Genomic DNA, 3,643 nt, shown 5'->3' with positions numbered 1-3,643 from the left:
TTTTCACCCTAAAAAAGCTAAAATTTTCACCCTAAAAAAGCTATGCGAAAAGCAAGGTTCGGGTAGTATTTTTCAAAACGCTGCGCTGAAAAATCTCCACCCTTTCCACCTTGCTTTTCGCATTTTTTGGCGGTGCGGGCCATTCGCCAAGCTCACCACACCCAAAACGAGGAACATCGGGGATGAGCTTGCTCTGAAAATGGTACCGCCAAAAACCGCCTCTGTTGCCGATCAATGCAAGGTTCTTTTGCTAAATGTTGTGACGCTGTTCGTGGGGTGTAGCCCCCACACGACTAGCCAGCTACCTCCCCAAAACAAGGAAGTTAACAGCTTAAAGTACTTTTAATGAATTAAAAATCATATACTACAAAGAGGAGAAGCGAGAGACACTTAAAAGACTATGAGAAGGAAATCATAGTCTTTTAAGTGTTGAAAGGATAATTTTAATCACCAAAATAAAGGCCGTCCATATATTAAAATAAGGGAACCATAGTCACTTATTTTCTCTAATCCAGCTAGCGATCAAAAACAGTAAAAACCGCCTTTTTAGGCGGTTTTCTTATGGGAAATCAAAATCTCAACCTTTTAAGAGTTAGATTTAGTCTGATAAAAATTTTGTAGTAACTTTAGTCAGGTTAGGTCATAAACTAAAGTAAGGGTTTGACTCAAGGGTTTATCTCTTTTCATTCTTGGATAAGTGGTGTGTAAGAGACTCTAGAGATTATTCTAGAGTCTCTTTTGAGATTCTTGCTCTCCTCATTTTGGTAGTGTTAGTCATTCTCTAAACTGAGAGAAGTTTTTTATCTCTTTATTTGTCACTTCACATTATACGTATTTTTGAAGATCCTGGGTTCCCCCGACGAGGATCTTCTTTTATTTTTGGTGTTGAAATTCTTGTTCCAGGTAAAATCTTCATTTCGTGCCTAACTTCTTTCTTAGTCCAAGAGAACTCAAGTTATTAAAAATAACTTTGGGAACTAACATCGCTTCTCAATAATTCAGAATAATCAAGGTTTCTCCTTGGATGAGTATCATTTGTTTTTTCTCTGTTAAATGTTTGATTAAAAAATAGAGGTAGAGTAATAGAACTTAGTGTTTGTCAACGGTACCGGAATGCAGCGTAGCGGAATGAGGATAAGGAGTTGACAGACTCATCTGTCCAGGAGCCTAAAGAAGTAAACAAACCCCCGTTTGTTTGCGCCCGCCGAAGGGGCAGCCCCCGAAGATCGGGGGTGGGGGGCTTGATTAAGGGGGTCTGGGGAAGAGTTCCCCAGCGGGTTTGGGCGGCGCCCAAGGTGTGGTTTTTAGCATGCGCAGCGGGCTTCGGCATGAGCCGACATAGCCCCGCAGGGCACACTTAATTGTTAGCTTTGCTGACAATTAAAGAGTGTGTTCTTAATTTGTCAACTTTTCTTTGACAAAAGCTTCTCTGAAACCCCATGATAGAGGTATACATACAGTGGAGGTGGGGCGCTTGAGTTACTCCATTTTTCGAATGCAAGGGATTAAAACAACATCGGATTTAAGGGGAATAGGGAAGCACAATGCGGAACGGATCTCGCATACCAATTTTGATATTGAAAAGGAAAAATCAGTGGAGAATATTGAGTTGGTTTCCTGTGATTCTTACTTGGAGAAATTTAAAGAAATTACGGCTCCAATGAAGGCAGAACATGATGAGCGGATGAAAAAAACAAGGAAAGATCGGCAGAGAACGTTTGAACAGGCAATTAATTCAGCCAAGAATGACGTGGCTTGCGAATTTCTTTTTGCCAGTGATGAAGCGTTCTTTGAAGGGAAATCAAAAAAAGACATTAAAGCCTGGGCGGAGGAGTCACTAGCGTTTATTGAACAGGATATTGGGATTAAGCGTGAACATATGATTCATGCAGCGGTCCATATGGACGAGAAAACGCCGCATTTTCATGTGGTGGCAGTTCCTTTACTGAAAGCTTACGATGGCCGAAGAAAAACGGATACTTGGCAGATCAGCCGTAAAAAGTTCGTCAACACAAAAGAAGATTTAATCCAGCTGCAGGATCGCTACAACCAGAGAATGAACGACAAAGGCTTTCACTTGGAACGTGGCGTGTCGACTGGAAGGGAACATATTGAGCTTCGGCGCTTTAAAGCGGTAACGGCCAAAGAACAAGCGGAAACGTTGGAAAAAGAAGTCCAAAAGAAACAGGAAGAGAAAGAGGGATTACATTCTTCCTTAAAGGAAATGGAGAATCGCTTAAGCGATTTGGGAGTGTCTTTAGATAAGATCAAGAAGGTGGACGAGGTCAAAGCAGAAAGAGGGGGCTTATTTAGCTCGAAAACGGTCAAATTAGCTATTTCAGACTTTGAAGAGATTAAAACCCTTGCCAAAGCATCAGAAGGGCTTAGAAACGAAAATAAGGCGTTTCAGAGGGATATTCAAAGTTTGCGAGAAGAAACCCAAGCATTGAAAAAGGATAATGAGCAGCTGAAAAAAGAAAATAAGAATCTGAAAACTGAAAGAGACTGGTTTAAGGGAAATTATGAAAGGTTGGAAAAGCTCATGGGACGCATACATGTTTTTTATGAGGAACGTCTTCCAGAAGCGCTCAAAACGTTTGAACAGGTTAAAGGCTTCTGTAAACAGCAGGTAAACCGGAGTATGAATGTGTTTAGCGTTTGGAGATTTAAAGAGAACGAGATGACCGATCAAGAGAAGGTCGGGTTCGCTGCAGCTAAAGAGGAAAATGAAAAGACTAAGAAAAAACGGATTGATAATGAATTAGAACGATAAAATAGAGTGCAACACAATGGCCATTATGTTGCACTGGATGTTTCGTATATAACTTTGCTTACGATCTCTACATCATCGATTGTGATAGTGGGATCAATGAGGAAAATACATGGTTTGGTAATCAAGAGTTGAAGAAATTTGTTAGCTAATTCTTAAATAAAATTGATTACTCATAACGCCCCCAGTGAACGTTTTTAGTGAACAAGGCTTTTATTTGATTCTCTTCAAGTGATCGTATTCTTTTTTCGTTTGGCTGATATTTTGTCCTTTGTGCCCAATGTATGGATTTAAACGGTAAGTATTAGAATTTCCGACTTTAGGGCCTTTTCTAATAATATCTTGTTCTAAAAGGGCTTTAATCGCTTTTGCTACATTAGGCTGTTTCATGTTTAATTCTTTAGCGATCTCGGATTGAGTTACACGAAGGTAGTTTTCAAAATCTAGTCGGGCGAGCAATTTCATAAGAACTCTATATTGCTCATTTGGTAAATTAGCGTCAGCCATCCAGTTTAAAGCGTCTTGATACATAGCCATCCAACCACCTCCTAAATTTGATTTCATAGGTTTATAAGGCATTGTAAGACTAATGATTTCACCGGTTTCAGGATCAATGTTTGCATGGAGCATTTTAGCTTGTTTTAAACGAGCATATTCCTCTTGATTCAAATTTTCTCCCTCCCAACTAAAAACATAACAATTATATGTATGGGCATATATATGTCTGGAACTATAGTCTATATGTTGAGACATATATAGTCAAGCCCTTGAACCCTTGATATCATTGGCTTTTTAGAACGTCCCTTCTGTATCTGTATAAAAAGGGGCGTTTTTCACCCTAAAAAAGCTAAAATTTTCACCCTAAAAAAGCTA

Annotated in this window: 3 protein-coding genes; 2 read left to right on the top strand and 1 reads right to left on the bottom strand. The window is 39.6% G+C overall.

Annotated features, from left to right (window positions below):
• On the top strand, positions 1-346 hold a 346-nt coding region (locus AC623_RS22055), incomplete at its 5' end, for a hypothetical protein (protein WP_049666967.1).
• 1,128 nt (positions 347-1,474) lie between these two features.
• Positions 1,475-2,773: a MobV family relaxase gene (gene mobV / locus AC623_RS20720; protein WP_049666965.1), complete on the top strand. Its 1,299-nt coding sequence runs from the start codon at positions 1,475-1,477 to the stop codon at positions 2,771-2,773.
• A 210-nt stretch (positions 2,774-2,983) separates the two neighbouring features.
• On the opposite strand, the gene AC623_RS20715 is transcribed toward mobV, so the two are convergent.
• Entirely contained in the window at positions 2,984-3,439 is a 456-nt protein-coding gene (locus tag AC623_RS20715; RefSeq protein ID WP_053104205.1) for a replication/maintenance protein RepL, read from the bottom strand.
• Positions 3,440-3,643: the final 204 nt, after the last annotated feature.

Source organism: Bacillus sp. FJAT-27231 (assembly GCF_001183975.1).
In the GTDB taxonomy this organism is placed as follows: Bacteria; Bacillota; Bacilli; order Bacillales; family Domibacillaceae; genus Pseudobacillus; species Pseudobacillus wudalianchiensis.
This window is presented reverse-complemented; position numbering and strand designations above follow the sequence as displayed.